The sequence below is a fragment of the Limnofasciculus baicalensis BBK-W-15 genome, assembly GCF_024178385.1.
Lineage (GTDB): Bacteria > Cyanobacteriota > Cyanobacteriia > Cyanobacteriales > Coleofasciculaceae > Limnofasciculus > Limnofasciculus baicalensis.
This window is the reverse complement of record NZ_JAMZMM010000268.1, coordinates 1-8,478: the sequence shown is the minus strand read 5'-3', so window position 1 is coordinate 8,478 and position 8,478 is coordinate 1. Positions and strand designations below refer to the sequence as shown.

Here is an 8,478-nt window from a genome sequence, read left to right as displayed (position 1 = left end):
ATTTATTTGGGTAGATCGCTGGGGTGGGGAGGGGTGGGTGAAGATAATTTGTGGTAGAAAAGACCAAGATCTTCACTAATTCCCCATTTCCCGAACAATAAACAAACAACCAACAACCAACAACTAATAACCAACAACAGAAAAATTTAAAAATCCACACCGCGCTTCAAATCCACCCCTTTCTCACAATAATGCTTGTGACAAATCATCTCAGAATGAACGCTAGCGAGATCGAAGTAAGCAGGTTGATTGTGACAGCGACCAGTGATAATTACTTCAGTATGGCGGGGTTTGCGCAAAAGTGCATCCACAATAGGTTCCACCTGTAATAAATCCAGGTCAACTGTAGGATTGAGTTCATCCATAATAATAGTTTTATACAATCCAGAAGCTAAAGCTGCTCTGGCAATTTCCCAACCCCTTTCAGCTTCCACATAATCAGAAATCTGCTGTTGTCCGCGCCAAACAATCGCATCCCTACCACAACGGTGATGATCTACCAAATCCGGATAACTTTGTTTGAGTGCTGCGATCGCGGCATCTTCAGTATAACCAGTACCACCCTTAAGCCACTGTACGATCAGTACTCGATGGGATTTATCCGTACTAATCCCTCTGCCAATAGCTTGCAAAGCTTTGCCGAGAGCATTAGTAGATTTCCCCTTCCCCGCACCAGTGTAAATTTCGATACCTTCAATTCCCTGTTCCCTCGATACTGGATGATCGTGAGGGACAGATTCGGTATGCAAATCGGCGATATCTAACAAAGCTTGAGGAGTTCCCCGTCCAGTAACTATAATTTCTATAGGTTCCGGCTTATTTTTCAAAGTACGAACCACTTCATCGACTTCCAGCAGTCCCAAATCTAGGAGAGGGTTAAGCTCATCTAAGACAATAACCGAATATAGGTTAGAGGCGATCGCGCCTTTTGCCACATCCCAACCCCGTTGCGCCTCCAGCCCATCAAAACGAGTAATTTCCTCTTTGGTAAAAAAATCACTCCTTCCCGTCCGCACTTGATCGATTAAATGGGGAAAACCCAGACGCAACGCTTCAATGGCAGCATCTTCATCATAATTCCGTCCTGGTCCTTTGAGAAACCGCAGCAACAACACGCGACTAAACTCGGCGGCGTGAATCCCCAGCCCAATCGAACGCAACACAACACCCAATGCTGCTTGAGACTTTCCTTTCCCCGCGCCATCGTAAACGTGAATCTGACCGATGAGTCGCTCAGAACGCTCAGTTGCCGTGCGAATACCAATACCAGTCCTTGTCATCTGTTTTCCTTGAAACTCAATCCTTGGATTCCCAATGCTTCAGAATAACTTTCACTCTGTTGTGCAAGCCTATATAGTATAAGAAAAAGTGTCAAGATCTTGTCATTTGTCCTTTGTCACAGGCGAGAGGCCTGTTCTGCCACCAACAACTGTCACAGGCGAGACACCTGTTGTACAACCAACAACTACCACAGACGAGACACCTATTGTGTAACTAACAACTAACAACTAACAACTAACAACCAACAACCAACAACCAACAACCAATGGAAAAATTAGTTTTGCCCATAGAAATGATTTTGTTTCAATTCATATTCCTCCTAGTTGCGATTGCGCTAGAAGCTAGAGTCTTGTACCGCAAGCTCAGAATCAGTCGCCAAACTAGTGTTGAATATGCCATGTCAATGAATTTACTTGCCGCAGGTGTAGGGTGGTCGAGTTTTTTTGCATTTCAGGACTTCCTACCCCAGGCATTAAAAACCCAGCTACTGAGTTATATCTTTTTCGATCGCCCCATTGGTTCCCTCCCAACAGAATGGCATACTACGATTGTTTCTGTTGGAGTTGTCATTTTTTTTGGAACTTTCCTAATTAAACTAATTGGACTTCAATTAATCGAATTTGCTCTAGAAAATACTCTTTTTCAGGCAACTCTATCGCCCAAAGAGTCCCGGAAGCGACCTGGCTTAATCAATCGACATGATCCGGTTGTAGTCCGACAACAGCCAAATCCTGCTTTAGCAGTTCTCCTCGCTAATGCTTATAGCTATAGTGCTATTTTGCTCCTTTTACTTCTGCGTTTCCTTCAGTTCAATGCTTTTACTTTTTCACTATGATTAAATTACTCACAGATCTCTACAATAGAATATTCAGTAGCGTTAATTCGCTGGTGAGTTTCTTGATTCCTGAAAACGCATTTTCCTGGCAAACCCTGATTCTACTTGGTTTATTTTCTTGGATTATGTCAGTTCCTGCAACTAGCATAGCCGAATTTTTGCTATATAATTTGGGTTGGATTTTTGTAATTCTTGGTATCCATTGGGCAACCAGTGCTAAGAAATCTCTGAGAATTGGTGATGTACCTTTGAGTATCTGGATTACTGGGGCAGTTACCAGTTTCTATTTATTTGGTATCGTTACGGGAGAATTATCCCCAAAGGCTTTAGTAGTTTGGCCTTTGATTTCGGCTGTCATTGGTCTATTGCCAGCCTGTTTGGGAGAGGATTTAAAGCTAAAAATTCCGCCACAAGGAAAGCGGAAAAATCTAGCTATTTTGATATCCAGCCAACTCCTATTAAGTTGTTGGTTCCAATTCTATTTTGTCCTGCAAAGTTGGCTAGTTGAATACCCCAGTATCTTAGCTGATAATTTCAGCCAAAGTGCTTTCGTTGTTCAAGTAGAATATCCCAACAATATACCTGCCAATTTCTTAAAGACAATCAACTCAAAATCACCTTTTGGTATCAAAATCAACGAAACAAAATGTACCAATAATGATAAAATCCCCAAAGAAAGCTGCATCCAACCTAGAGGACTACTGATTGTAAATCAGATGGCATCTTTGTTAGAAAATCAGCTAAATAATAAGCCTTGGTCACAGATTGAGCGCAATCTTTTACCACAGGAAAGGGAACAGTTGATCGGTAAAATCGCTAACCAAGCTAAGACGGAAATTGCCTCAGAAAAGATTAAAGAAGATAACCTGTGGCAAGCAGGACATGCAATTGAAACAGAGGGGAATGGGTATAACTTAGAACTCCAAGCAATTTGGCAAGGACCCCGTTCCCAATCTGCGCCTCATTCTATCACCAAATCTTGTAATATTACTCCAGTAAATAGACCAACGAATACTGGTACTATCTTATCAGGAAAGGTAAAATGCGAACTACCAAAAGGATGGAGTATTGACCAACCCATTGTTGCCATGAACTGATGAGTAAGTTGCTAGGAGTGCTTTTTTGGGATGCTAATAGTTAATGTCCATTAGCTATTAGCAGAAACCCAGAATTTCACAGGTTACAATTAGCAATTAGCCGTTTATTGGCAAATAATAACTAGTGAAAATGACAAATAACTAGTGACAAATAACAAATAACTAGTGACAAATAACAAATATGCAAACCCAAAGCTTTGGTAGAATTTGGGCGATCGCATCGAATGGGTTTCGAGAAGTGATTCGCGATCGCGTCTTATACATTATTGGCTTTTTCGCCCTCCTGTTGATAATTTCCTTACGTCTCCTCCCTGAAGTCGCCGCCACCACGGAAGATAAAATATTTATCGATTTGGGATTGGCAGGAATTAGTGTATTATCTGTACTCGTGGCTGTATTTGTCGGTACTGGCTTAATTAACAAAGAAATCGATAGACGTACTGTATTAGTCTTAATTCCCAAGCCTCTTTCCCGTGCCGAATTTATTATTGGCAAATATTTGGGACTATTAGGTGTTTTAGGTGTCCTCATTATTGCGCTAACGGGAATTTATTTGATTCTGCTCAGTTTCAGCAAGATTGACTACCCGGCGGGTAGCATCCTGGTATCAACTATTTTTCTATTTTTAGAACTTTGTTTGATTACAGGAGTAGCGCTGATGTTTGGCGTTTTTACTAGCTCAATCTTAGCAACACTCCTCACCTTTGGTGTCTATCTCATGGGACACTTGAGTCGCGATTTATTGGCCTTGGGTAAGTTGAGCAAAAACTCAAGCGTTGAAATCCTGACTCAAGGGATTTATTTACTTTTGCCAGATTTATCGCGCCTGAATTTAAAAAATGAAGCTGTTTATGGTTTATTACCTGACCCACAGATCCTATTGGGTCATACAGTATACGCTCTCGTCTATACTATATTGCTTTTAGCGATCGCGATTTTAATATTCTCAAGGCGTGAATTTTAAACTGGATTTTTTCAGTGCATCTGTACTAGCAGAAATCTCAAATTATTGCCCAAGTCGATCGATAGCCCGATCCAGTTCAAGACTTACCCAACCAATCTAGTGATTAGTCGCCGTTCGCGATGGTGCGTTGCGGCGCTAACACACCCTACTAACCTCAAGGGGATAGTGGGGGCTGTTAGTCGCCAAAATAGCCAATACGCTTCTGAGCCAGATTCGGTAAAAAATATTTTCACCTCTTGTCTGTCACAAAATGAATACTGTGCTATCCTGTTAGGGGAGAATTAATTCGGTTACAACGTTTGTTTCTAGTATTGATAGGCATTTCCCTTTTGGTCTTGGCAAGCTTCTCTCCGAAATCTCACTCTCTACACACCCCTGATTTAGGAGACAATCTATGTCAATTTATGTAGGTAACTTATCCTACGAGGTCGTGCAAGATGACCTCAGTGCAGTTTTCGCAGAATACGGAACCGTAAAGCGGGTTCAGTTACCCACTGATCGTGAAACAGGTCGTCTGCGTGGCTTTGCTTTCGTCGAAATGGGCACGGAAGCCGAAGAAACGGCAGCCATTGAAGCACTTGATGGTGCGGAATGGATGGGTCGCGATCTAAAAGTTAATAAAGCCAAGCCTCGTGAAGACAGAGGTTCTTTTGGTGGAAACCGAGGCGGTGGCGGTGGCGGTGGTGCCCGCACTGGCGGTAACCGTGGACGCTACTAATCCACTAGTTTAGGCAACTAAATAAAAGGAAAAGGCTTAGGCAGAAATGCCTAAGCCTTTTCCTTTTGGAGGCTGCGGCTTATAGTTGCCGAGATTTTCCTATGGGGGGAATACCCGGAATTTTTCCCCACCTAATTTTTCGTAAAAACAGTTTAAGCATAATATTTACAGATTTTTTTTCGTGAATATTATGCTTAAACTGTTTTCCACCACAGAGTTCTGGCTTTTTTTAGTTATCGGAGCGGCGGGATTTGAACCCACGACCCCTACTACCCCAAAGTAGTGCGCTACCAAGCTGCGCTACGCCCCGATGAACCTATACTAGCATACCACAGGATTTTATTGACACTCCCCGGTCTAAAGACACGGGGATTCTTAAGACTTCGCAGCCTTAATATCCTGATAAATCAGGTTCCCGTGCGCAATCCTTTTACCACAAGGGCGGTCTGCTATCCCAGTCTGACAACTGGCTCATCGGGCGTAGACTTTCCCCCAGTCCGGGGGTAGGTTTTTACGTCTTATACTGACCTATTTATTATAGCCCTTCAGAATGAATTCTGCAAATGCCTTACCCTTTCCTTCGGAACGCTCCGCTCTCGGGAACGCGAAGCGCGTACATCAGAGGACTTTAGTCACGGGGTTTTCAGGCTATTTTATTATAAAAACAATTAGTTAAAATACTTTAAGTGACTGAGCTGCTTGGACCAAACTCGGAACCGCTTCACTTTGCCAACTTCCCTCACAGCGCCGTCCCCGATTCAAGATCAAACGTAGGGAATAGGCATGAGGATAGCCTTCTACTTCCATCCAAATCAAGTCGCTTTCCGCTTCACAGCTAATTTTCTCCTCATCCATCAACTCCCCAGCGATATCGAGCATGGTTTGAGCAAGGTGTATTAACAAGCGGCAAAAGTCATCTAGCTCATCGCCAGTAAGTTCAATTGCCCAATTATCTGTACCCACCAACCCGCGATAGTCTGTCCCTTGAGGATTCCAACCTAAACGCCAACCCAGTCCATTTTTAAGAATACGTTCCATGGTTAAGTATGAAGGATGAAGTATGAAAAAATTTAAAAGATTAAGCATAATTGCTTATTGACAAATTTTTGACGACATTAACCTATCGCCAATGCTATTCTTTCAGCCTTCATCCTTCATCCTTCAGCCTTGATCCTTTTAACTTTATTCAAGGTTTGAGCAATTCAGCATCTCCGGGTTGAGGAAGCCTCGGCGTAGCAGTGGGTTTGGGAGTCAATAAGGGTGAGGAGGATTCTCTCGGTGTCGGTGGTTCGGTTTCTGGGCTATTAGGATTGAAAAGACTTGCTAAAACATCTACCAGAGCATTCCGCTCCACACGACTCAGGTTTTGAATAGCGGCGCGATCGCCCTCCATGGGATTTTGCCGTAAAGTACTACTACCAGGATATTTCGATTCCACCAGGTAGTCATTCACTCCCAGATAATCACCCAGGGTTTGCTTCCAATCAAAACGGTAAGAGGGAGGACGGTTTTTCACGTAGATGTGATAGCGAATCAAGCGACTTATCAGGGTATCATTTGATGCCACTTCACCAGTTTCCTGACTAATATATTGATTCTCTAAAGGTAAATCGGGTAACCTTCGGTAAACTTCCCGCCAAACATCTTGGGGTGAAAGGACTTGAGCCGTTACTGCTTTTGAGTTAATCCCATGCCATAACCCTGAATTTGTAATATTGCCTCCCCCCAGAAACAACCCTAAACCAGTTAATGTCGCAAGAGCTAAACGGAGGAGTGCGCGGATATTTCTGTTGTATCGTATCCCGTTGCTCCATTTAGACATCAGAACCCCCACTCCCCATTCTCTTTAATCCCCAATAATTTCTGGTTGGCTCATTTCATCTGACATTTCGATAATAGCTCGCAGGACTGGCTTCATCATCGGATCGTCAAGATTTTCAAAGTCTTCGTAGCGACGGCGCTTGGCTCGATTTGCTACTTGTACGGTAATCCGATAGCGATTTGATGCAGAGCTAACTAACTCCTCAGCGCGGTGCATGATCTGACTAGAATTCAACAGGTGGTAACGCTTGTTTAGCATCATGAGTTTTTATTTTGCCTAGTTTTAACTAGTTCTGTATCGGTTTTTCGGAGCGGTTAGTGTCAGGAAAATTGAAAATAGAATATACCCGCCGCCCATGTGGCGACGTAGATCTGATGTGTTAGTGGCTAAATGCTTAGTCTTCGTGATCTTCAAAGGGATCGCTCAATTGAGCAGACGGTGGACCAAATGCCGTGTAGATTGAGAAGCCAGTGATGGCCAAAACAACGGCTGCGATAGAAATAGTGATAACTGTTGAGGGTTCCATGGTGTAAGTATGGATGGTTATTTTATTCTAGCACCCAACCTGTCCACAGGGGTTGATAGCAGTTGCCAAAATACATAGATTTACCGAGACTTAGACTAGCTTCTTCTCGACCCAGGTTAATTCAGACCTTACCACCTTACCCGTCCTTTGAAGGCACTTTATGGAGGAGAGGGAACCAAAAATACGATAATTTGTTTGCGATCAATGATAGAATGCTCACAATTCAAACTATTTATAGGCGATCTATGGCACAACGGACGTGGCTAGGAGATATTCTCAAACCCCTGAACTCTGAGTATGGTAAAGTGGCTCCCGGCTGGGGAACTACAACCCTAATGGCGGTATTCATGCTGCTCTTTTTCGTTTTCTTGCTGATTATTTTGCAGCTATACAACTCCACAATCTTAATTGATGGCATTCAAGTGGGTTGGTAAAATCAAAATCAAAATCAAATCATCAATCTAGTCCATCTGATCTCGATATAAGCTGGAAGCCTTAATTTGGTTTCGATCGTCGGAGTCGAAAACCCGAATTCTTTCCTTGAGAAGCGTCCCACGTCTAACTCAGGTTAGTCTCATTTTTTCAGGAACCCAGACAAAACCTTAATTTACCTTCAAGACTGAAGTTTTGGAGGTAAATTGCTCTATGGGGTTCTGGTTACTGGTAATAGCGATAAAATCAGTGGTATGGTTAAATAAATTGGCTCCGGCGCGATCGCGAGAACTAGACGCTAGCCTAGCGCGTGGAGCAAGGAGATTGCACCATCTAGCGATCGAGAGCTAGAGATAGTGCCTAGTATCGGAAGATGGGAGTAGCAACGGACATAGTGCAGGAGGTGATTAGGTGAACGTTTTTGGTATTGGCTTGCCGGAAATGGCAGTGATTTTAGTCATTGCTCTATTGGTATTCGGTCCCAAGAAGTTACCGGAAGTCGGTCGAAGTCTGGGAAAGGCTATTCGTGGTTTTCAAGACGCATCGAAAGAGTTTGAAAGCGAGTTTAAGCGCGAAGCAGAACAGATAGAGCAAACAGTGAAGAAGCCTAAACTACCTGAATCCCAGGAATTTGCTACCACGGAACCAGCTAAAGTAGACTCTGGCGATCGCGAGGAAACATCCTCTCGACAGGGTTAAACACCCCAGGCGATTTCGTTGAAATCGCCTGGACTTTTAATCGGTATTTATTTAGCTTTCTTCGCCGGAAGCCTCACGCCATATTTGTACTCAAATTGGCGTGA

11 protein-coding genes and 1 tRNA gene are annotated in these 8,478 nt (G+C 43.2%); 6 read left to right on the top strand and 6 right to left on the bottom strand.

What is annotated here, in order from left to right:
• Nucleotides 1-146: 146 nt before the first annotated feature.
• Nucleotides 147-1,280, bottom strand: coding sequence for a cob(I)yrinic acid a,c-diamide adenosyltransferase (locus tag NJ959_RS21350; RefSeq protein WP_254013758.1), 1,134 nt, complete (start codon nt 1,278-1,280; stop codon nt 147-149).
• A gap of 266 nt (nt 1,281-1,546) precedes the next feature.
• Between NJ959_RS21350 and fraC the strand changes: the two genes are divergently transcribed.
• From fraC to rbp, 4 genes are all read left to right on the top strand, one after another.
• The gene (gene fraC / locus NJ959_RS21345) at nt 1,547-2,116 is read left to right on the top strand and encodes a filament integrity protein FraC (protein WP_254013757.1); all 570 of its coding nucleotides are present in this window, start codon (nt 1,547-1,549) and stop codon (nt 2,114-2,116) included.
• Entirely contained in the window at nt 2,113-3,213 is a 1,101-nt protein-coding gene (locus tag NJ959_RS21340) for a DUF5357 family protein (RefSeq protein WP_254013756.1), read from the top strand. The genes fraC and NJ959_RS21340 overlap by 4 nt, the downstream gene beginning before the upstream one ends.
• 181 nt (nt 3,214-3,394) lie before the next feature.
• The gene (locus tag NJ959_RS21335) at nt 3,395-4,177 is read left to right on the top strand and encodes an ABC transporter permease (protein ID WP_254013755.1); all 783 of its coding nucleotides are present in this window, start codon (nt 3,395-3,397) and stop codon (nt 4,175-4,177) included.
• A gap of 394 nt (nt 4,178-4,571) precedes the next feature.
• Nucleotides 4,572-4,895 carry an RNA-binding regulator gene (rbp, locus tag NJ959_RS21330; protein ID WP_254013754.1) on the top strand — a complete coding sequence of 108 codons (324 nt, stop codon included), beginning with the start codon at nt 4,572-4,574 and terminating at the stop codon, nt 4,893-4,895.
• Nucleotides 4,896-5,131: 236 nt separating this feature from the next.
• Here rbp and NJ959_RS21325 read toward each other — a convergent pair.
• The 5 genes from NJ959_RS21325 to psbN all read right to left on the bottom strand — a co-directional run bounded on the left by NJ959_RS21325 (nt 5,132) and on the right by psbN (nt 7,243).
• Nucleotides 5,132-5,205 (bottom strand) — tRNA-Pro (locus tag NJ959_RS21325).
• A 362-nt stretch (nt 5,206-5,567) separates the two neighbouring features.
• The gene (locus NJ959_RS21320) at nt 5,568-5,933 is read right to left on the bottom strand and encodes a DUF1818 family protein (RefSeq protein WP_254013761.1); all 366 of its coding nucleotides are present in this window, start codon (nt 5,931-5,933) and stop codon (nt 5,568-5,570) included.
• A 148-nt stretch (nt 5,934-6,081) separates the two neighbouring features.
• Entirely contained in the window at nt 6,082-6,717 is a 636-nt protein-coding gene (locus tag NJ959_RS21315; protein ID WP_254013753.1) for a hypothetical protein, read from the bottom strand.
• Nucleotides 6,718-6,741: 24 nt separating this feature from the next.
• Nucleotides 6,742-6,975, bottom strand: coding sequence for a DNA-directed RNA polymerase subunit omega (locus NJ959_RS21310; protein ID WP_254013760.1), 234 nt, complete (start codon nt 6,973-6,975; stop codon nt 6,742-6,744).
• Between the two features lie 136 nt (nt 6,976-7,111).
• Nucleotides 7,112-7,243 (bottom strand): photosystem II reaction center protein PsbN, encoded by a 132-nt coding sequence (gene psbN, locus NJ959_RS21305; RefSeq protein ID WP_254013752.1) that lies wholly within the window; start codon nt 7,241-7,243, stop codon nt 7,112-7,114.
• A 245-nt stretch (nt 7,244-7,488) separates the two neighbouring features.
• Here psbN and psbH point away from each other — a divergent pair, with 245 nt between their 5' ends.
• Both psbH and NJ959_RS21295 read left to right on the top strand, forming a co-directional pair.
• Entirely contained in the window at nt 7,489-7,677 is a 189-nt protein-coding gene (psbH, locus tag NJ959_RS21300) for a photosystem II reaction center phosphoprotein PsbH (protein WP_254013759.1), read from the top strand.
• Nucleotides 7,678-8,086: 409 nt separating this feature from the next.
• Nucleotides 8,087-8,374 (top strand): TatA/E family twin arginine-targeting protein translocase, encoded by a 288-nt coding sequence (locus NJ959_RS21295; RefSeq protein ID WP_254013751.1) that lies wholly within the window; start codon nt 8,087-8,089, stop codon nt 8,372-8,374.
• Nucleotides 8,375-8,478: the final 104 nt, after the last annotated feature.

Excerpts from the sequence above, each read along its gene's own strand:
- NJ959_RS21350 (WP_254013758.1), bottom strand. The coding sequence starts at position 1,280 with ATGACAAGGACTGGTATTGGTATTCGCACGGCAACTGAGCGTTCTGAG.
- fraC (WP_254013757.1), top strand. The coding sequence starts at position 1,547 with ATGGAAAAATTAGTTTTGCCCATAGAAATGATTTTGTTTCAATTCATA.
- NJ959_RS21340 (WP_254013756.1), top strand. The coding sequence starts at position 2,113 with ATGATTAAATTACTCACAGATCTCTACAATAGAATATTCAGTAGCGTT.
- NJ959_RS21335 (WP_254013755.1), top strand. The coding sequence starts at position 3,395 with ATGCAAACCCAAAGCTTTGGTAGAATTTGGGCGATCGCATCGAATGGG.
- rbp (WP_254013754.1), top strand. The coding sequence starts at position 4,572 with ATGTCAATTTATGTAGGTAACTTATCCTACGAGGTCGTGCAAGATGAC.
- NJ959_RS21320 (WP_254013761.1), bottom strand. The coding sequence starts at position 5,933 with ATGGAACGTATTCTTAAAAATGGACTGGGTTGGCGTTTAGGTTGGAAT.
- NJ959_RS21315 (WP_254013753.1), bottom strand. The coding sequence starts at position 6,717 with ATGTCTAAATGGAGCAACGGGATACGATACAACAGAAATATCCGCGCA.
- NJ959_RS21310 (WP_254013760.1), bottom strand. The coding sequence starts at position 6,975 with ATGCTAAACAAGCGTTACCACCTGTTGAATTCTAGTCAGATCATGCAC.
- psbN (WP_254013752.1), bottom strand. The coding sequence starts at position 7,243 with ATGGAACCCTCAACAGTTATCACTATTTCTATCGCAGCCGTTGTTTTG.
- psbH (WP_254013759.1), top strand. The coding sequence starts at position 7,489 with ATGGCACAACGGACGTGGCTAGGAGATATTCTCAAACCCCTGAACTCT.